Here is a 17,073-nt window from a genome sequence, read left to right on the forward strand (position 1 = left end):
AGCCCCTCCGCGCCCAGGTCACCGGCAGCGCGAGGCGCACGCACCCGCATCGTGATCCTCCCGCGACCTGCGGACGCTATATTTTTCGGTATGCCGAAAAATCGTGCGGCGCTCGTCGGTGCCCTCCTCACGGGGATGCTGGCGCTCGCCGCCGCGCTCGCGGGATGCGCCGGCGGCGCAGCCGACGGTGACGCGGACGATGACCGCCCGGTGGTGCTCACCACCTTCACGGTGCTCGCCGATATGGCGCAGAACGTCGCCGGCGAACACCTCCGGGTCGAGTCGCTGACGAAGGTCGGAGCGGAGATCCACGGGTACGAGCCGACGCCGGGGGATGTCCGCCGCGCGGCCGATGCCGACCTCATCCTCGACAACGGGCTGGGCCTCGAGGCCTGGTTCGCCCAGTTCGTCGACTCGGTCGACGTGCCGCACGTCGTCGTCTCGGACGGTGTCGAACCGATCGACATCTCCGGCGACGCCTACGCGGGCCTGCCGAACCCGCACGCATGGATGAGTCCGGTGAACGCGGCGATCTACGTCGACAACATGGTCTCGGCCTTCGGCGAGCTCGATCCCGAGAACGCCGACGACTACGCCGCGAACGGCGAGGCGTACAAGGCCGAGCTGCAGGAGGTCTTCGACGCACTGCTCGCCGAACTCGACGCCGTCCCCGAGGCCGAGCGCGCGCTCGTCACCTGCGAGGGGGCGTTCTCCTACCTCGCCCGTGACGCCGGGCTCGACGAGGTCTACATCTGGCCTGTGAACGCCGAGCAGCAGGCGACCCCGCAGCGGATCGCCGCGGTCATCGAGCGGGTCGACGACGACGGCATCCCGGCGGTGTTCTGCGAGTCCACGGTCTCGGACCGACCGATGCAGCAGGTGGTCGAAGCGACCGGCGCCGCGTTCGGTGGCACTCTCTACGTCGACTCGCTGTCCGAACCCGACGGCCCGGTGCCGACCTACCTCGATCTGCTGCGGCACGACGCCGAGCTGATCGTCGCGGGGCTTCGGGGGGAGGGCGGATGACGCATCCCATCGAGATCTCCGACGTCACCGTGCGCTACGGCGACGTCGTCGCGCTGCGGGACGTGTCGCTCGAGGTCGCCGCGGGCCGGGTCACCGGGCTCATCGGCATGAACGGGTCGGGCAAGTCGACCCTCTTCGCCGCGATCGTGGGGCGCCTCCGCCCCGACGCCGGCACCGTCCGCATCGACGGCGCCGACCCCGCGCTCGCACGGCGACAGGGCCTCGTCGGATACGTTCCGCAGTCGGAGGCGGTCGACTGGACCTTCCCGGTCTCGGTGCGCGACGTCGTGATGATGGGGCGCTACGGCCGGCTCGGCATGATGCGCCGCGCAGGGACCGCCGACCGCCGGGCGGTCGACGAGGCCCTCGCCCGCGTCGACCTCGACGGGCTCGCCGACCGGCAGATCGGGCGCCTGTCCGGCGGTCAGCGCAAGCGCGCCTTCGTCGCCCGGGCGATCGCGCAGGATGCCGGCATCCTGCTGCTGGACGAACCCTTCGCCGGCGTCGACAAGCGCTCCGAAGCCACCATCGTCGGCCTCCTCCGCGATCTCGCGGCGGCGGGCCGCACGGTCCTCGTCTCGACCCACGACCTGCACGCCCTGCCCGAGCTCGCCGACGAGGCGGTGCTGCTGATGAACCGCGTGCTCTTCCACGGCCCGGTGGCGCAGGCGCTCGAGCCCGCGACCCTGGCGCGCGCGTTCGGACTCGACGAGCCGTCGGCGTCGCCGCCGCCCGCGGACGACGGGGAGGCCGCGTGAACCCCCTCGACCTCCTCCTCGAGCCGCTGCAGTACGACTTCATGGTGCGCGCGCTCGCGACCACCGTCGTCGCGGCGATCGTGTGCGCGCTGCTGTCGTGCTGGCTGGTGCTGGTCGGCTGGTCGCTCATGGGCGACGCCGTCTCGCACGCGGTGCTCCCCGGGGTGGTCCTCGCCTACGTCTTCGGCGCGCCGTTCGCGCTCGGCGCGCTCGTCTTCGGGCTTCTCGCGGTCGCGCTCATCGGTCTCATCCGCGGCGCCAGCAGGGTGAAAGAGGATGCCGCGATCGGCATCGTCTTCACCACGCTCTTCGCGCTGGGTCTCGTCCTCATCTCGGTGACCCCCTCTCAGACCGATCTCAGCCACATCATCTTCGGCAACATCCTCGGCATCTCCGACGCGGAGTTCGTGCAGATCCTCATCCTCGCCGTCGTCGCGTTCGCCGTTCTCCTGGTCAAGCGGCGCGACCTGACGCTCTACGCCTTCGACCCGACCCACGCCTTCGCGATCGGGCTGTCGCCGCGCATGCTCGGCGCCCTGCTTCTCGGGGTGCTCGCGCTGACCGCGGTCGTCGCGTTGCAGGTGGTGGGGGTGATCCTCGTGGTGGCGATGCTGATCATCCCGGGGGCGACCGCGTACCTCCTCACCGACCGGTTCGGGCGCATGCTCGTCATCGCCCCGCTCGTCTCGGCGGCCGCCTCGATCATCGGCATCTATCTGAGCTACTGGCTCGATGCGGCATCCGGGGGTCTTGTGGTCCTCGTGCAGGGCGCGTTCTTCACGCTCGCCTACCTCTTCGCCCCGCGGCAGGGGATCATCGGTCGCCGGATCGCGGCGGGCCGGGCACGGCGTGAGGCAGGTCAGGGCGTGTCGCCGACGAGCACCCGCACATCGGAGCCCTGACGCACGAACTGCAGAGGGGTGCCCTCGGGGAAGCGCTCGAGCAGCTCCGACGGCATGCCCGGCTGCACCCGGAACTGCACCGACGCGGCGAAGGCGCCGACGCCGCAGCCGAAGAAGACCTGCCGCTGCGTCTCGCCCCCGTCGCCGACGACGAGGAGGCACTCGTCGGTTCCGCCGCCGATCCACTCCTCCCGGCTGCTGAACACGCTGAGACCGTAGAACTCGTCGAACCCGCGGAGCGACTCGGCGGGGATGCCGAGGAAGTCGGGCGGCGCGAAGTCGGAGTCGGTGGCGAGCGTGCCCACCTGCTGACCCCCGCCGGTGCGTTCGACGGTGGTCGCACCGGCGACCGCGATGACGGCGCCGATCGCCGCGGCGGCGACGATCGACGCGGCCCACGGCACCCGGCGCCGGGGGAACCACGCGCGCAGCGGGGGCCGTTCGTCGGCGGGTGGGGAACCGGATGCCGCGTCCCCTGCATCGCCGGCGGCATCGGCGTCGGCCGGGGACGGCGCGCCGGGCGCGGACGCGGCGGTGGCGGTGTGGGCAGGGTCGGTGTGCGCGGTGTCGGTGTGGGGGGTGTCGCGCGTCGCCGCGCGGGAGGACGAGGGCGAGATGCCGGACGCCTCCGCCTCGTCATCCGGCCGTGCCGAGGCATCCGTCCGCAGGGTCTCGGCGCGGGCGGCCGCCTCGAGCGCCTGCCACCGCTCGAGGGCGGCCGGATCGTCGGTGAGGTCGGCGGCAGGGCCCCAGGCGCGTTCCCGAAGGCGCCGCAGCTCGTCGAGCGTGGTCTCGGGCGTCATCCGTCGGCCCCGCTCGCCTCGACGGAGGTCTCCTGCCCCACGAACACCCCGACCCGCGACCCGTCGTAGACGAACTGGAGCGGGGTGCCCACGGGGTAGCGGGCGATGAGGTCGCCGGGCAGGCCCGGAGAGACCGTGAACTGCGCCGAGGCGGGGAACTCGCCCGCGCCGCACCCGACGAACAGTCGCCCCTGGAAGGCCTGCGACTGGTAGCTGATGTCGCCGCCGGCGGTGATGACGAGACACTGGTCGGTGCCCGGGCCGAGCCATTTCTGGTCGCTCACCATGACGACCATGCCGTGGAAGTCCTCGAAGCCCTGCACCGAGGAGGCCTCGGGGTCCATGAACATCGGCACCTGGAAGTCGTCCTCGACGTTCAGCGTCGCGACCTGGCGGATGTCGCCGCTGTCGGCGGCCGCGCCCATCACTCCGGCGGTGATTCCGGCACCGATGACCAGGGCGCCTACGAGCGACGCCGCCCAGGTGACGGCCGGCCGAGGTCGCCGGGTGCGAGGTGGTTGCGGCTGCTTCGTCGCGGCAGCGGCATCCTCATCGGCAGGGGCATCCTCATCGACGGGGATCAGGAGGATGTCGGTGGCCGCACCGGTCGCCGAGGGATGGCGAGCCGGGGCGTGCGTGAGCGGGGGTGCCGTGGCCTCGGAAGGGGCGGGGGGAGGGGCGGGAAGGGCGCGTGCCTCGAGCTCGTCGAGACGCGCGAGCGCCGCGGAGTCGAGGTGGATGTCCGCGTCGGGGCTGAACGCGCGTCGGCGCAAAGAGCGGAGTTCCTCCGCCTCGCCGTCGTCCAGCGGAGCGGTGCCCCGTCGCGGACCGTCCTCCATGTCGTCAGCCTACGGCGGCGCGAGAGGGGTGGGGCCGGCGGGACGGCGACCGGCTGTCAGCCCGCGGCTGCGAGGGTGAGCGTGGGCTGCGGTTCAGGCTCGAGCGTGAACAGGCGCGCGTCGAGGTTGAGTCCGCCCGACGAGCTGGCCTCGGCCGCAAGCCGCTGCAGCAGCGGCCCGTCGATCTTCTCCGCGTCGACGGTGCTGAAGGTGAACCGCAGGGGAATGGCGGGATGCAGCCACAGCGTCGTGCGCCCGGGAGCTTCGTCGTCGGTGTGACGCCACGTGATCGTGAACGATTCGTTCCGTCGCAGCTTCGTCGCCGCCAGAACCTTCACATGCGCGAGCATGCGGTCAGGCATCGAGATGGCCTGTGTGTCGCTGCCGTAGTACAAGTAACCCATGTCCACTCCTTCGCCGGGCGAACCCAGCGGTTGGGATCGAGGTGTCGACACTGGGAGCGAGCCAGCGGCGATACGGCCACGCTAACACAATGCTTCACCGATTTAGTTAAATTCGTGTAATACTCAGGAAGTGAACCACGCCGCACGAGCGTGGTAGCAGGATTGAGGCGATCACCATCGCACGACAGGCATCCGCTCTGCGCAGAGCGCTCTCGGGGTACGCCGATGCGCGCTCCGCGGCGTTCGCGAAGGCCCGCCGCGACCTCAACATGGGTGACGGCGATGCGCGCGCACTGATTTTCATCTGCGAGCGACCGGGCGTACGTGCGGCCGATATCGCCGCCTACCTCGGCATCACCGCGGCCGGCGCCACGGCGCTGATCGACCGGCTGGTCGAGCGCGGTGTCGCGACCCGTGATTACGACCCCGACGATCGCCGCGTGATCCGGATCAATCCCGCCATCGATCTCTCGGATGCCCCGTGGTCATCGCTCTGCCGCTTCGACGACGACTTCGACGACGCCGTCGCGCTGCGCGATGTGGCGCGGATCGAGGAACTGTCGACGCTCCTCGACGACCTGACGGCCGCAGTGACCTCGCGCTGAGTCCCCGCGCTGAGCCGCCTCAGGGCTGATCGAGCCCCAGGTACTCCGCCGACTTGCGCTCGAGAAACCGGCAGAGTCGCGCGACGTAGGTGAGATCCTCGGCGAGGGCGCTGACCTGTTCGGGAGGCATCGACACCGGAGTGTCGCGCGGCTCGAAGCTCACCAGCCATCGCGCTGAGCCCGGCTCCTCGGGTCGGATCGCCGTCGTCGTCGACAGCCGCTCGAACTGCACTCCCACGAGCCCGGTGTCAGCACCGTCGGCACCGTCCTGCGGGATCACGCGGACGGTACCCGCGAAGCCGACGTGATCGCCGGAGGCGAGGAACTCCTCCAGCCACCCCTGGAGGGTGGCGGCGTTGCGGAAGGGCATGGGGAAACCGTTCGAGTTGAGGACGCGCTACCTGGATTATGCGCCATATCGCGCCGCCGCGTCGCAGAAGTTCGTCGGCGGCGCAGCCAGACGGCCGAATCCTGCGACATCCGCGCGAGTCTGCGACCGAGCGTCCATCGGGGGAGGGGGAAAGAAGAAACCCCCGTGTGTAGAAGCCACACGGGGGTCCCAGTGGCTCCGACGGGCGTCGATCCCGTGACCTCACGATTTTCAGTCGTGCGCTCTACCAACTGAGCTACAGAGCCGCGCGGCATCCGTATCGCGAACGACGCGATGCCACGTCCTAGACGAAAGGCCCTCTCGAAAGAAGGCCCGCCGCTTGGAGCGACCCTGACGGGACTTGAACCCGCGACCTCCGCCGTGACAGGGCGGCACGCTAACCAACTGCGCTACAGGGCCATGCTTATTCAATTGTGCCTTACGGAGTGACCCCAACGGGATTCGAACCCGTGCTACCGCCGTGAAAGGGCGGCGTCCTAGGCCGCTAAACGATGGGGCCGGATGAACGAACCCGGAGGCTCACTCGCCGACGCCCAAGCATACGCAATCCCCGGCGCTTGCGCCAATCGAGCCGTCGGATGCCGGCGAGACCCGCGCGTCGCACGCGTCACGGTGGCGTTCGCGGGCGACACTGAGCCGAACGGTCGCACCGGAATCGACGAGGTCGGTTCCGGTGATCACCGTTGCGATTGTGACTGATGTTGCTAATGTGATGCACGTCTACTTCTGCCTGTGTGCGAAGGAGAGGGCCTGTGGACTCCGACGCGATGCATGACGACTGCGGCTGCGCGCCCACCGCGCGCGAGAAGGCCATGCTCTGGCCCGACCTCAGCCGTCGCGGTCTGCTCGGCCTCGGCATCGTCGGCCTCGCCGCCGCGAGCGCCCTCGCTGGCCCCGCTCTGGCGCCGGCCTTCGCCGTCGTCGACTATCCGACGTGGGACGACGTCGAGCGCGCCAAGCAGAACGAGGGCGCGAAGGCCGCCGAGATCACCCGCATCGAGGGGCTCATCGCCGGTCTCGCTGCGGATGTCGCCGCGAAGCAGGCAGAAGCGGTGCGGGCGGGCGACGAGTACTACGAGGCGCAGCAGGCCTTCTTCGAGGCCGCGTACCGCGCCGATGAGCTGCAGCGGCAGGCGGACGAGCAGGCCGAAAAGGCCACGGATGCCGCCAACAAGGCCGGACGCGTGGCTGCCGAGCTGTATCGGAACGGCGGTGACGACACCTCGCTCGAGCTGTTCTTCGCCGGGTCGGCGGCCACCGCCGACGATCTCCTGGCGCGCCTGGGCACCATGGACAAGCTTGTCGAGCGCAACCGCGGGGTCTACGCCGAAGCGATCACCGCCCGCGATTCGGCGCAGAGCCTGAGCGACCAGGCCGCCGTTCAGCGCGCCGAGCGCGACCGCCTGCAGAAGGAGGCGGAGCAGAAGATGGTTGCCGCCCAGGAGGCGGCCGCCGCGGCGGAGGCGGCCCTCGCCGCGCAGCAGACGCACCGCGTCGAGCTCGAGGCCCAGCTCGCGGCCCTTCGTGACACGACCGCTAAGACGATCGCCGACTACCAGGCCGGCGTCGAGGCCCGTCGCAAGGCCGAAGAAGAGCGCCGACGCCGCGAGGAGGAAGAAGCCCGCGCCCGCGCGGCCGAGGCCGCCCGCCTCGCTGAGGAGGAGCGCAAGCGTCGCGAAGCCCAGCAGAACAGCGGCGGTGGCGGTGGTGGTGGCGGCGGCGGCGGTGGAAGCGGTGGCGGAGTCGTCGGCACAGGGTGGGCACGTCCGGCGTCTGGGTGGCGCTCGTCGGGGTACGGCGCGCGAGCGTCGCAATGCGGCCCGCAAGGATGCTCCAGTTCCTTCCACTACGGTGTTGACCTCGCTGCTGGTTGCGGCTCGGGAATTTTTGCCGCGTCGGCAGGTCGGGTGACCTACGCGGGGTGGAACGGTGGCTACGGAAACTTCATCCGCATTGATCACGGCGGCGGGATCGCGACCGGGTATGCGCACCTGAACTCGATCTATGTGGGCTACGGCCAAGGGGTCAGCGCCGGGCAGCTCATCGGGGCCGAGGGTAACAGTGGGCGTTCGTTCGGCTGCCATTTGCATTTCGAGTGCTATGTCAACGGCGCTACCGTGAACCCGATCGACTTCATGGCCGCCCGAGGTGTCAGCGTCTGACACACCCCGGGCGCCGTTGTTGCTCGATCAATCAAGTGCCGCCCGCACCTCCTCAGCGATGCGCCGGGCGTCCCTGATGTCTGTGTCATCAGCGGCGCGCTCGTCGATCGCGCGCAGCGTGCGTGCGAACTCGGCTCGCAAAACCTCGCGCTGGCCGTCATCGACGGTGCGGCGGCCGACCTCGCCGTAGGCGCGGAGCAACCGGCCGGCGACGAGCGGGTCGCCGGAGCCGTAGTGACGGACACGGCCGAGGCTCAGTGCGACGAGCGATGCGAAAGAGGCGTGCGCGGGAATGAGGCGCGCGACACCTGTGTCATCCGTGAACGATGCCGGCAGCGGGCCCTGCGCGGCGATGTCGGCGAGGAGGTCGGCCAGGTGCCCCACTGCGTACTCGGCCGTCGTCGGGTCGTTGACGCCGGGGGAGAGGGCCTTCATCGCGATGTCGGTGATCTGCCGGATCCCGAAACTCACATCCTGCGCCGGGGTGGGTTCGTACGCCAGGCTGAACTGTGCGCGCAGGGCGCTGTCGAGACCGGCGTCTGCGCGCGTGGGTGCGCCGGAGCGGGACCACCATCGCAGCAGCGGCGCGCCGGTCACCACACTCGTGCCCGTCGGTGAAATCTCCTCGACCACGACGTCGTGTTCGCGGGCGATGTCCAAGAGCCTCGACCGGTTCACCTCGGTGAGGAACCCCGACGACTCCGCGCGCACCTCTCGTGCCTCCTGCGGCGCCCGAGGGGCGACAGGGGCCGGACGCCCCGGCGCAGCATCCCACACCATCGCGATCGTGCGAGACGCTTCGCGGTGGGCGTCGCGCATCATCGTCTCCAGGCGGAGCTGCCGCGCCAGGTGCCCGAGGAAGAAGGTCAGCATCACCACGCTGGTGAGCGTCAGGACGGATGCCACGGTGACCGCGATCCGCGGGACGAAGGCGCCCGCATCCTCGGTGGCGTCCTCCATCGTGCGCAGCACCGTCAGGGCGTAGGCGAACGTGCCGATGAAGATCGCGAGGGTCGCGTGCACCATCCGGTCGGCGGCGAACATCCGCAGCAGCCGCGGCGAGCCCTGGCTGCTTGCCAGCTGCAGGGCGACGACGGTCAACGAGAACGTCAACGACGTGACGGTGATGACCGATCCTGCGATCGCCGAGAGCACCGCCCGTGCCGCCTCGACGCCGCCTCCGAACAGCAGGGCGGCGAAGGTGGCGGGCAGGTTCTGATCGATCGCCCGGTCGACCTGGGGGAACACGACGCCGAGAATGACGGCGACCACCGTCGCGGCGAGCGGGATCGGCCACAGCCGTGAGGCGATGGCCTCGGAGAGCGCGGCGGCGCGGGGCCCGTATCCGTTCCGCGCCACCGTCGCTCCGACCTCAGTCCAGCGTGTTCGGGGCTTCGCCCTCACCCTGGGTGCGGGTTTCGCCCTCGTGCTCCTCGAAGCGGGTGAAGGCCTCGCTCACGAGTCGCTCGGCCTCGGCGGCGTCGGCCCACTGGTCGACCTTGACCCATTTGCCGGCCTCGAGGTCCTTGTAGTGCTCGAAGAAGTGGCCGATCTCGTTCTTGATGTGCTCGGGGATGTCGGCGACGTCCTGGATGTGCGACCAGCGCGGGTCCTTCGCCAGCACCGCGACCACCTTGTCGTCGCCGCCGGCCTCGTCGACCATCTTCAGCACGCCCACCGGGCGGACCTTCGCCAGGATGCCGGGCATGAGGTCCTGGTCGAGGAGCACGAGCACGTCGAGCGGGTCGCCGTCTTCGCCGAGGGTGTTCTCGAAGAACCCGTAGTTGGTCGGGTACCCCATGGGGGTGAAGAGGATGCGGTCGAGGAAGACCCGTCCGGTGCCGTGGTCGACCTCGTACTTGATGTTGCTGTTGCGCGGGATCTCGATGACGGCGTCGTATGCGCCCATGCCTGTGCTCCTTCAGAACGGTGGGTGGCCGGCGACCAGCCTAGTCGCGGCGCCCTCCGGCCTCAGGATCGTCGCAGCTGGACGACGGACACCACGGCGATCGCGAGGCCGGCGATGATCATCGCCCAGCCCAGCACCGGGCCCCCGTTGGTGAGCAGCGCCGCGACGCCCGCGGCCGCCAGGAGCAGCGACGTGACGAGGCCGATAATCATGTACAGCCGGTAGCGGGTGCGACCCATCTCGGATTCGGATTCCATGGCCACACCGTAGGGCCGGGACTGCGTGCTGTCGATGGTCGCCACGCCGGTGGTCGGTAGCGTGGGGAGCGTGACGCACCGACCCCCGCTCGACCCGGCTGTGGCCGCGGTGCGCCTGGCGGTGCGCGGGGGCCTCGGCTCGGTGCCCGACGGGGCCTCGGTCATCGTCGGGCTGTCGGGCGGCGCCGACTCGCTCGCCCTGACCGCCGCGGCGGTGTTCGAGGCCTCGCGTCGCGCGATCGAGGTGGTCGCGGTCACGGTCGATCACGGTCTCCAGGACGGTTCGGCGGATGCCGCTGACGCCGCCCGCCGTGCCGCGTCGGCCCTGGGCGCCGCGGCCCGCGTGACGCGGGTCGAGGTCGACGGTACGGGTGGCCCGGAGGCAGCGGCGCGCGATGCGCGCTACCGGGCGCTGCGCGACGCGGCGCGGGCCGAGGGGGCGGCGGCCGTCCTCACCGGGCACACCCTCGACGATCAGGCCGAGACGGTGCTGCTCGGCCTCGCCCGCGGATCGGGCGCGGCGAGCCTGCAGGGCATGGCCGCGGCATCCGATCTGGACGGGGTGCCGCTTCTCAGGCCGCTCTTGGGTGTGCGGCGCGAGACCACCCGGGCGGCGTGCCTGGCGCTGGGGTTGACGCCGTGGGACGACCCGCACAACGCCGATCCGCGCTTCACCCGGGTGCGGGTGCGCGAGCGGGTGCTGCCGGTGATGGAGGCCGAGCTCGGCCCGGGCATCGCCGAGGCGCTGGCGCGCACGGCCGAGCAGCTGCGGGAGGACGCCGCCGCGTTCGAGGAGATGATCGACGAGACGATCGAGGACATCGTCGAGCATGCCGAGGCGGGCATCGCCGTCTCGGTCGCAGCGCTCGCCGCCAACCCGCCGGCGCTTCGGCATCGGATCATCCGTCACGTGGTGGCGGCCGAGTTCGGCGAGAGCCTGACCCGCGCGCAGACGCTCGAGGTGGCGCGCCTCGTCACGGCGTGGTCGGGGCAGGGCCCGATCGACCTTCCCGCGTGCCGCGCCGCGCGCGTCGGCGGCCGCGTGGTCTTCACCGCACGCTGACCGCCAGGCGACGTTTGGCGTACCGCCGTTCGCGCCTCAGGAGATGCGATCCCTGGCCACCGAGGTCGCCGCTTTCGCGACATCGATCCCCGCGCGCCCGCGATGGGCCGAACCGGGGGAGGTTGAAGAAGCCCATCCGCATAACTCCGCAGATTCGAGCGGCGGGTCGCCGGAACCGCCCCGGGCGGAGCGCCGCGCTTGAGGTTTGAGGAGTTGTGCAGCCGCTCGGCGGGCGACACGCGGCGCCGTAAGCTGGTCGGCATGCGCGCGGCTGACATCGAAGGCGACATCACCCGGGTCCTCCTGACCGAGGAGGAGATCCACGCGAAGCTCCACGAGATCGCGGCGCAGGTCGCTGCGGACTACGAGGGCAAGGACGTCGTTCTCGTCGGCGTCCTCAAGGGCGCGATCATGGTGATGGCCGACTTCTCCCGGGCTCTACCGGTGTCCTACCCCATGGACTGGATGGCGGTGTCGTCGTACGGCACCGGAACCCGCTCGAGCGGGGTGGTGCAGATCCGCAAAGACCTCGACACCGACCTGCACGACAAGCACGTGCTCATCGTCGAGGACATCATCGATTCCGGGCTGACGCTGCGGTGGCTGCTGGACAACTTCGCCTCCCGCGGTGTCGCATCGGTCGAGGTGTTCGCGCTCCTTCGCAAGCCGGATGCCGCGAAGGTGCACGTCGACTGCAAATACGTCGGCTTCGACATCCCGAACGACTTCGTCATCGGATACGGCCTCGACTACGCCGAGAAGTACCGCAACCTCCGCGACGTCGCGGTGCTCGCGCCGCACGTCTACGCCTGACGCGGCGGGCTGACCGGCGTCGATTCCGCCCACGACGAACGCACAGGCCGGGCATAGAGAGCCCGCGATACCCTGAATCCACCGTTGCCGCGGCTCCCGCTACGCCCACGGCTCGTCGAGGAAGGGATCGGGCCCCGCCCGCACCATGAACCTGAAGAAGATCACCAGGAACCCGCTGTTCTACATCGTGCTGATCGGGATCTTCCTGATCGTGGGCTTCTCCCTGATCTCGAGCCTGGGCGGTGCGAAGCAGATCTCCACCCAGGAGGGGCTGGAACTCCTCGACGGCGGCACGGTGACCGAGGTCCTCAACACCGACGGCGACCAGCGCGTCGACCTCACCCTCGCCGAGCCGTACGAGGGCGCCACCGAGGTGCAGTTCTACTACGTGCAGGCGCGCGCCGAAGAGGTCGTGAACGCCATCAACGCCGCAAACCCCGAGGACGGCTTCAACGACTCGGTGCCGCAGCCGTCCTGGTTCGACGGGTTCCTGTCGCTGATGATCCCGCTCCTGCTGCTGGGGCTGCTCTTCTGGTTCCTGCTCTCCAGCGCCCAGGGCGGCGGCAGCAAGGTGATGCAGTTCGGCAAGTCGCGCGCAAAGCTCGTGACCAAGGAGATGCCGCAGGTCACCTTCGTCGACGTCGCCGGCGCCGATGAGGCCATCGAGGAGATGCAGGAGATCAAGGACTTCCTGAAGGACCCGGCGAAGTTCCAGGCCGTCGGCGCCCGCATCCCCAAGGGTGTGCTGCTCTACGGCCCTCCCGGCACCGGAAAGACGCTCCTTGCGCGCGCGGTCGCGGGTGAGGCCGGCGTCCCCTTTTACTCGATCTCCGGTTCGGACTTCGTCGAGATGTTCGTCGGTGTCGGCGCGAGTCGTGTGCGCGACCTGTTCAACCAGGCCAAGGAGAACGCCCCCGCCATCATCTTCATCGACGAGATCGACGCCGTCGGCCGTCACCGCGGCGCCGGCATGGGCGGCGGCCACGACGAGCGCGAGCAGACCCTGAACCAGATGCTCGTGGAGATGGACGGCTTCGACCCGAAGGCGAACGTCATCGTCATCGCCGCGACGAACCGACCCGACATCCTCGACCCCGCTCTTCTTCGCCCCGGCCGCTTCGACCGCCAGATCGGCGTCGACGCGCCCGACCTGAAGGGTCGCCAGAAGATCCTCCAGGTGCACGGCCGCGGCAAGCCGCTGGCCGACAGCGTCGACCTCGAGGTCGTCGCCCGCAAGACCCCCGGGTTCACCGGCGCCGACCTCGCGAACGTCCTGAACGAGGCGGCGCTCCTGACCGCCCGCTCCAACGCGCAGCTGATCGACAACCGGGCGCTCGACGAGGCGATCGACCGCGTCATCGCCGGTCCACAGCGTCGCACCCGCGTCATGCGCGACAAGGAGAAGCTGATCACCGCCTATCACGAGGGCGGCCACGCTCTCGCGGCAGCGGCGATGAACCACACCGACCCGGTGACGAAGGTCACGATCCTCCCGCGCGGCAAGGCCCTCGGCTACACGATGGTGCTGCCGCTGGATGACAAGTACTCCGTCACCCGCAACGAGCTGCAGGATCAGCTGACCTACGCCATGGGCGGCCGGGTCGCCGAGGAGATCGTGTTCCACGACCCCACCACGGGCGCCTCCAACGACATCGAGAAGGCCACGAGCATCGCCCGCAAGATGGTGACCGAGTACGGGATGACCACGCAGGTGGGTCCGGTCAAGCTCGGCCAGTCCTCGGGCGAGGTGTTCATGGGCCGCGACATGGGTCATGGCCGCGACTTCTCCGAGCGCATCGCCGAGCGGGTCGACGCCGAGGTGCGCGCCCTCATCGAGCAGGCGCACAACGAGGCGTACGAGGTCATCAACGCCAATCGCGACGTGCTCGACAAGCTCGCCCTGGCGCTGCTCGAGAAGGAGACGCTCGATCACATCGAGCTCGCCGAGATCTTCGCCGACGTCACCAAGCTCCCGCCACGTCCGCAGTGGCTCTCCAGCAGCGACCGCCCGGTCTCGACCCTTCCCCCGGTCGAGGTCCCGCGTCGCGCGGAACCCGCGGGCGTGGCGGCTTCGGCCGCGGCCGAGGAACCGGCCGCCGAGAAGGCGGCGGTGCGTCGGCCGAGCGGACAGGCGCGACCGGCGACCGCGTAGGCTCGGCCTGTGGCCGTTGATCGAGAGCGCGTCGCCGCGCTCGTGACCGAGATCCTCTCCGCGATCGGAGAGGATCCCGATCGTCCGGGGCTGAAACTCACGCCGCAGCGCGTCGCCGACGCCTACGCCGAGTTCTTCTCCGGCGTCGGGGAAGACCCCGCCGAGCCGCTGTCGCACACCATCTCGGTCAGCCGCGGCCCCGCACCCGACACGCTTCCCTCCGGCGCGGTCATGCTCCGCGACATCCACTTCCGCTCCGTCTGCGAGCACCACCTCCTGCTCTTCCGCGGCAAGGCCCACATCGCCTACCTGCCGGGTGAGCAGGTGGTCGGCCTCGGCGCCCTGCCGAAGGTCGTCGACATCCTCGCCTCGCGGCCTCAGGTGCAGGAGCGCCTGGGCGAGCAGATCGCCGACACGATCTGGGATGCCCTGGACACCCGAGGCGTGCTGGTCGTGCTCGAGGCCACCCACGGCTGCGTCACCTTCCGCGGTGAGCGTCAGCGGGACGCCTCGACGGTGACGATCGCCGCTCGCGGCGACTTCACCGACCCCGCCTCGCGCACCGAGCTCATGCTCCTCATGGGGGCACCTCGTGGATCGGAGGCACGGGGCGAATGACCGTCGTGATGGGCATCGTCAACGTCACACCGGACTCCTTCAGCGACGGCGGGAGGTTCTTCGCGCAGGACGCCGCGATCGCGCACGGCCTCGCCCTCCGTGCCGCCGGCGCCGACCTCCTCGACATCGGGGGCGAGTCGACCCGCCCCGGCGCCGAACGGGTCGCTCCCTCGGTGGAGCAGGAGCGTGTGCTCCCCGTCATCCGCGCGCTCGCCGCCGAAGGCGCGGCGGTGAGCATCGACACCATGAACGCCGCCACCGCCGCCGCGGCCGTGGCGGCCGGGGCCACGATCGTCAACGACGTCTCGGGGGGCCTCGCCGACCCCGGCATGCTCACGGCCGTCGCCGGTACGGGAGCGGAATTCGTCGTGGGCCATTGGCGCGGGCCGTCGAGCGACATGTACGCCCGCGCGGAGTACGGCGACGTGATCCGCGAGGTGGTCACCGAGCTCTCGGGGCGCCTGGAAGCGGCCGCGGTCGCCGGCATCGCGCCGTCCCGCGTCATCCTCGATCCGGGGATCGGGTTCGGGAAGCGCGGCGATCAGAACTGGTCGGTGCTTCGCGGACTCCCGCGCATCCTCGGCATCGGCCCGCGGGTGCTCGTTGGCACCAGCCGCAAGCGGTTCCTCGCCGAGACGCTTCTTCCCACCGTCCTCGGCGCCCAGAGGGGGACGCAGCCGCCGACGCTCGACGACGTGTCGGAAGAGCGCCGTGATCTCGCAACCGCCGTCACGAGTGCGCTCGCAGCACGCGAGGGCGTCTGGGGCGTGCGCGTGCACGACGTCGGTGCCACCCGCGATGCCCTGCGGATCGCTCAGGCCTGGGAGGGAGACCGCCGGTGGACGGCGACACCATCACGCTGACGGGCCTGAAGGTCTTCGGGTACCACGGCGTCTACGACGACGAACGGCGCGAGGGGCAGGACTTCGTCGTCGACCTGGTCCTGACCCTCGACACCCGTCCCGCCGCGAGGAGCGACGACGTCGCCGACACCGTCCACTACGGCGAGCTCGCCGAGGAGGTCGCGGCGATCGTCGCGGGTGATCCGGTGAACCTCCTCGAAACGCTCGCCGATCGCATCGCGCGCGCGGTGCTGCGTCGCGCGCTCGTCTCCGACGTGCGCGTCACCGTCCACAAACCGCACGCCCCGATCCCGCTGACCTTCGCCGACGTGTCGGTGACGATCAGCCGCGCACGCACCGACACCGAAGGGCAGGCCGATGAGTCGTCGACTGGCTGAGGAACTGCAGACGGATGCCACGCCGAACCGTCGCGACGAGGCGATCGCCGTCGTCGCGCTGGGGTCGAATCTCGGCGACCGGAAGGCCATCCTCGAGGCGGCGCTGACCGATCTCGCACGGCTGCCCCTCGTCACGCACGTGAAGACCGCGACGCCGATCGAATCGGTCGCACTGACGCCGGAGGGTCGCGACGCCGACGCCCCCGCCTACCTCAACTCGGTGGCGCTTCTCACCACGCGCCTCGCGCCGACGGTGCTCCTCGGCTACCTGCACGCGATCGAAGCGCGCCACGGCCGCGAGCGAGGGGCCCGCTGGGCCGATCGCACGCTCGATCTCGACCTCATCGCCTACGGCGAGCTCACCAGCGACGGGCCGGTGCTGATCCTCCCGCACCCTCGGGCGGCGGAGCGCGACTTCGTGCTCGAGCCCTGGCTGCAGGTCGATCCCGACGCCGTGCTCCCCGGAGTCGGCCGGGTCGCAGACATCCTCTCCCGCCTGCGGGAACCCTCGTGACGCGCACGCGCCCGCTCGTCCTTCTCGTCGTCGCCGTCCTGGGCGTCGGTGTCGGATTCCTCATCGACCAGGCACTCACCTCGGCGGGGCGCGCGACCTTCACCCCGGCCGTCTCGCTGCCCATCCTCCTCGTGCTGCTCGCGGTGGTGATCGTCGCCCTCGCGGTGCCCATCCGCCGCGCCACCCGGGGAACGGCCGCCCCGGTCGATCCGTTCCGGGCGCTGCGCATCGCGGTGCTCGCGAAGGCGTCGAGCCTCGTCGGGGCGATCGTGACGGGGATCGCGGGGGGCCTTGCGCTGTTCCTCCTCACCCGGCCTGTTCCGCCCTCGCTAGGCTCGTTGGGGGCCGTCATCGCGACGGCCCTGTGCGCGGTGCTGCTGGTGATCGCGGGCCTGGTCGCAGAGCAGTTCTGCACGATCCGGAAGGACGATGATGACGAACAGCCCGGAGGCTCCGACCCCGGACTCCAGCCCGACGGGCACTGAGCGGGTGCCCGCTTCGCCGCCGGCGCCGCCCGCCCCGTCGGCGCCGCCCGCCCCGTCCGCGCCTCCGGTGCAGCGGGAGACGGGGGTCGTGCCGCTGGCCGCGGACGACGTCCGGCAGGACGATTACGACCC

At 70.6% G+C, this 17,073-nt stretch carries 20 protein-coding genes and 3 tRNA genes; 13 read left to right on the forward strand and 10 right to left on the reverse strand.

Annotation, left to right across the window (positions count from 1 at the left end; all coding sequences use genetic code 11):
• Positions 1–90: 90 nt before the first annotated feature.
• The 3 genes from MA875_RS15240 to MA875_RS15250 are packed head-to-tail and all read left to right on the forward strand — an operon-like array spanning position 91 to position 2,686.
• Positions 91–1,026 (forward strand): metal ABC transporter substrate-binding protein, encoded by a 936-nt coding sequence (locus MA875_RS15240; protein ID WP_248243110.1) that lies wholly within the window; start codon positions 91–93, stop codon positions 1,024–1,026.
• Positions 1,023–1,784: a metal ABC transporter ATP-binding protein gene (locus MA875_RS15245; RefSeq protein ID WP_248243111.1), complete on the forward strand. Its 762-nt coding sequence runs from the start codon at positions 1,023–1,025 to the stop codon at positions 1,782–1,784. Before MA875_RS15240 ends, MA875_RS15245 begins: the two co-directional genes overlap by 4 nt.
• Positions 1,781–2,686 carry a metal ABC transporter permease gene (locus MA875_RS15250; protein ID WP_248243112.1) on the forward strand — a complete coding sequence of 302 codons (906 nt, stop codon included), beginning with the start codon at positions 1,781–1,783 and terminating at the stop codon, positions 2,684–2,686. The genes MA875_RS15245 and MA875_RS15250 overlap by 4 nt, the downstream gene beginning before the upstream one ends.
• Here the strand turns inward: MA875_RS15250 and MA875_RS15255 are convergent.
• The 3 genes from MA875_RS15255 to MA875_RS15265 are packed head-to-tail and all read right to left on the reverse strand — an operon-like array spanning position 2,644 to position 4,732.
• Entirely contained in the window at positions 2,644–3,489 is an 846-nt protein-coding gene (locus MA875_RS15255; RefSeq protein ID WP_248243113.1) for a hypothetical protein, read from the reverse strand. The genes MA875_RS15250 and MA875_RS15255 overlap by 43 nt on opposite strands.
• Positions 3,486–4,328 (reverse strand): hypothetical protein, encoded by an 843-nt coding sequence (locus MA875_RS15260; protein WP_248243114.1) that lies wholly within the window; start codon positions 4,326–4,328, stop codon positions 3,486–3,488. Before MA875_RS15260 ends, MA875_RS15255 begins: the two co-directional genes overlap by 4 nt.
• 56 nt (positions 4,329–4,384) lie before the next feature.
• A complete protein-coding gene (locus MA875_RS15265; protein ID WP_248243115.1) occupies positions 4,385–4,732 on the reverse strand; it encodes a DUF7882 family protein in 348 nt (115 codons plus the stop codon).
• A 269-nt stretch (positions 4,733–5,001) separates the two neighbouring features.
• Here MA875_RS15265 and MA875_RS15270 point away from each other — a divergent pair, with 269 nt between their 5' ends.
• Positions 5,002–5,337, forward strand: a complete 336-nt coding sequence (locus MA875_RS15270; RefSeq protein ID WP_248243116.1) for a MarR family winged helix-turn-helix transcriptional regulator — start codon at positions 5,002–5,004, stop codon at positions 5,335–5,337.
• A 19-nt stretch (positions 5,338–5,356) separates the two neighbouring features.
• Here the strand turns inward: MA875_RS15270 and MA875_RS15275 are convergent, their stop codons facing one another.
• The 4 genes from MA875_RS15275 to MA875_RS15290 form a co-directional block, all read right to left on the reverse strand.
• Positions 5,357–5,707 (reverse strand): hypothetical protein, encoded by a 351-nt coding sequence (locus MA875_RS15275; protein ID WP_248243117.1) that lies wholly within the window; start codon positions 5,705–5,707, stop codon positions 5,357–5,359.
• A gap of 193 nt (positions 5,708–5,900) precedes the next feature.
• A tRNA-Phe gene (locus MA875_RS15280) sits at positions 5,901–5,973 on the reverse strand.
• A gap of 80 nt (positions 5,974–6,053) precedes the next feature.
• Positions 6,054–6,127 (reverse strand) — tRNA-Asp (locus tag MA875_RS15285).
• A 27-nt stretch (positions 6,128–6,154) separates the two neighbouring features.
• Positions 6,155–6,227: transfer RNA gene (locus MA875_RS15290), tRNA-Glu, on the reverse strand.
• A 268-nt stretch (positions 6,228–6,495) separates the two neighbouring features.
• Between MA875_RS15290 and MA875_RS15295 the strand changes: the two genes are divergently transcribed.
• Entirely contained in the window at positions 6,496–7,890 is a 1,395-nt protein-coding gene (locus MA875_RS15295) for a M23 family metallopeptidase (protein WP_248243166.1), read from the forward strand.
• A gap of 27 nt (positions 7,891–7,917) precedes the next feature.
• Here MA875_RS15295 and MA875_RS15300 read toward each other — a convergent pair whose 3' ends face one another.
• From MA875_RS15300 to MA875_RS15310, 3 genes are all read right to left on the reverse strand, one after another.
• The gene (locus MA875_RS15300) at positions 7,918–9,249 is read right to left on the reverse strand and encodes a DUF2254 domain-containing protein (RefSeq protein ID WP_248243118.1); all 1,332 of its coding nucleotides are present in this window, start codon (positions 9,247–9,249) and stop codon (positions 7,918–7,920) included.
• A gap of 13 nt (positions 9,250–9,262) precedes the next feature.
• Complete coding sequence (gene ppa / locus MA875_RS15305) at positions 9,263–9,799, reverse strand: inorganic diphosphatase (protein ID WP_248243119.1); 537 nt, start codon at positions 9,797–9,799, stop codon at positions 9,263–9,265.
• Positions 9,800–9,861: 62 nt separating this feature from the next.
• Complete coding sequence (locus tag MA875_RS15310) at positions 9,862–10,056, reverse strand: hypothetical protein (RefSeq protein WP_248243120.1); 195 nt, start codon at positions 10,054–10,056, stop codon at positions 9,862–9,864.
• A gap of 34 nt (positions 10,057–10,090) precedes the next feature.
• On the opposite strand from MA875_RS15310, the gene tilS reads away from it, so the two are divergent.
• From tilS to MA875_RS15350, 8 genes are all read left to right on the forward strand, one after another.
• Positions 10,091–11,119: a tRNA lysidine(34) synthetase TilS gene (gene tilS, locus MA875_RS15315; RefSeq protein WP_248243121.1), complete on the forward strand. Its 1,029-nt coding sequence runs from the start codon at positions 10,091–10,093 to the stop codon at positions 11,117–11,119.
• Positions 11,120–11,380: 261 nt separating this feature from the next.
• On the forward strand, positions 11,381–11,932 hold the full coding sequence (gene hpt / locus MA875_RS15320; protein WP_248243122.1) for a hypoxanthine phosphoribosyltransferase: 552 nt from the start codon (positions 11,381–11,383) through the stop codon (positions 11,930–11,932).
• 145 nt (positions 11,933–12,077) lie between these two features.
• Positions 12,078–14,084: an ATP-dependent zinc metalloprotease FtsH gene (gene ftsH / locus MA875_RS15325; RefSeq protein ID WP_248243123.1), complete on the forward strand. Its 2,007-nt coding sequence runs from the start codon at positions 12,078–12,080 to the stop codon at positions 14,082–14,084.
• A 9-nt stretch (positions 14,085–14,093) separates the two neighbouring features.
• Positions 14,094–14,702 (forward strand): GTP cyclohydrolase I, encoded by a 609-nt coding sequence (gene folE, locus MA875_RS15330; RefSeq protein WP_248243124.1) that lies wholly within the window; start codon positions 14,094–14,096, stop codon positions 14,700–14,702.
• Positions 14,699–15,565, forward strand: a complete 867-nt coding sequence (folP, locus tag MA875_RS15335) for a dihydropteroate synthase (protein WP_248243125.1) — start codon at positions 14,699–14,701, stop codon at positions 15,563–15,565. Before folE ends, folP begins: the two co-directional genes overlap by 4 nt.
• Positions 15,541–15,942: a dihydroneopterin aldolase gene (gene folB / locus MA875_RS15340; protein ID WP_248243126.1), complete on the forward strand. Its 402-nt coding sequence runs from the start codon at positions 15,541–15,543 to the stop codon at positions 15,940–15,942. The genes folP and folB overlap by 25 nt, the downstream gene beginning before the upstream one ends.
• Positions 15,923–16,456: a 2-amino-4-hydroxy-6-hydroxymethyldihydropteridine diphosphokinase gene (gene folK / locus MA875_RS15345; RefSeq protein ID WP_248243127.1), complete on the forward strand. Its 534-nt coding sequence runs from the start codon at positions 15,923–15,925 to the stop codon at positions 16,454–16,456. Before folB ends, folK begins: the two co-directional genes overlap by 20 nt.
• Positions 16,453–16,941 (forward strand): DUF3180 domain-containing protein, encoded by a 489-nt coding sequence (locus MA875_RS15350; RefSeq protein WP_248243128.1) that lies wholly within the window; start codon positions 16,453–16,455, stop codon positions 16,939–16,941. Before folK ends, MA875_RS15350 begins: the two co-directional genes overlap by 4 nt.
• Positions 16,942–17,073: the final 132 nt, after the last annotated feature.

Origin of the sequence: Microbacterium kunmingense (genome assembly GCF_023155745.1) — a bacterium.
Taxonomy (GTDB): domain Bacteria; phylum Actinomycetota; class Actinomycetes; order Actinomycetales; family Microbacteriaceae; genus Microbacterium; species Microbacterium kunmingense.

Bases quoted from the DNA above. Each gene is read 5' to 3' on its own strand.
- ftsH (WP_248243123.1), top strand. From the start codon at position 12,078: ATGAACCTGAAGAAGATCACCAGGAACCCGCTGTTCTACATCGTGCTG.
- MA875_RS15275 (WP_248243117.1), bottom strand. From the start codon at position 5,707: ATGCCCTTCCGCAACGCCGCCACCCTCCAGGGGTGGCTGGAGGAGTTC.
- hpt (WP_248243122.1), top strand. From the start codon at position 11,381: ATGCGCGCGGCTGACATCGAAGGCGACATCACCCGGGTCCTCCTGACC.
- MA875_RS15245 (WP_248243111.1), top strand. From the start codon at position 1,023: ATGACGCATCCCATCGAGATCTCCGACGTCACCGTGCGCTACGGCGAC.
- folK (WP_248243127.1), top strand. From the start codon at position 15,923: ATGAGTCGTCGACTGGCTGAGGAACTGCAGACGGATGCCACGCCGAAC.
- folP (WP_248243125.1), top strand. From the start codon at position 14,699: ATGACCGTCGTGATGGGCATCGTCAACGTCACACCGGACTCCTTCAGC.
- MA875_RS15295 (WP_248243166.1), top strand. From the start codon at position 6,496: ATGCATGACGACTGCGGCTGCGCGCCCACCGCGCGCGAGAAGGCCATG.
- MA875_RS15260 (WP_248243114.1), bottom strand. From the start codon at position 4,328: ATGGAGGACGGTCCGCGACGGGGCACCGCTCCGCTGGACGACGGCGAG.
- MA875_RS15270 (WP_248243116.1), top strand. From the start codon at position 5,002: ATGGGTGACGGCGATGCGCGCGCACTGATTTTCATCTGCGAGCGACCG.
- MA875_RS15240 (WP_248243110.1), top strand. From the start codon at position 91: ATGCCGAAAAATCGTGCGGCGCTCGTCGGTGCCCTCCTCACGGGGATG.
- ppa (WP_248243119.1), bottom strand. From the start codon at position 9,799: ATGGGCGCATACGACGCCGTCATCGAGATCCCGCGCAACAGCAACATC.
- tilS (WP_248243121.1), top strand. From the start codon at position 10,091: ATGGTCGCCACGCCGGTGGTCGGTAGCGTGGGGAGCGTGACGCACCGA.
- MA875_RS15310 (WP_248243120.1), bottom strand. From the start codon at position 10,056: ATGGAATCCGAATCCGAGATGGGTCGCACCCGCTACCGGCTGTACATG.
- MA875_RS15255 (WP_248243113.1), bottom strand. From the start codon at position 3,489: ATGACGCCCGAGACCACGCTCGACGAGCTGCGGCGCCTTCGGGAACGC.
- MA875_RS15265 (WP_248243115.1), bottom strand. From the start codon at position 4,732: ATGGGTTACTTGTACTACGGCAGCGACACACAGGCCATCTCGATGCCT.